The sequence below is a fragment of the Pseudomonas sp. DE0010 genome, assembly GCF_007680745.1.
Taxonomy (GTDB): domain Bacteria; phylum Pseudomonadota; class Gammaproteobacteria; order Pseudomonadales; family Pseudomonadaceae; genus Aquipseudomonas; species Aquipseudomonas parafulva_B.
Map to the genome: position 1 here is coordinate 1 of NZ_VEJQ01000247.1, position 252 is coordinate 252.

The following is a 252-nucleotide window of genomic DNA, read 5'->3' on the forward strand; positions in this document are numbered from 1 at the left end:
CTGTCCCGCCTGCGCGCCAAGCTGGTGAAAGGCGAGACCCTGGCCTTGCTGGCGCGCAGCTTCGAGCTGGGTGACTACCTGCGCCTGGGGTCCGGTGAGCTGAAGAGCGGCGGCTTCCGTCGCGAATCTATTCTTGCCGATGCCATGGAAGCCCTGATCGGCGGCATCTATCTGGATGCCGGCATGGATGCGGCCAAGGATCGGGTCATGGCCTGGCTCGGCCCGCAACTGCGCGAGCTGACGCCGGTGGAT

General features: G+C 66.3%; 1 protein-coding gene. It reads left to right on the forward strand.

The window, feature by feature from the left end; translation table 11 throughout:
* Positions 1-252 (forward strand): ribonuclease III domain-containing protein (locus tag FS767_RS22410; protein ID WP_305986814.1); only part of this gene is annotated, 252 nt, incomplete at both ends.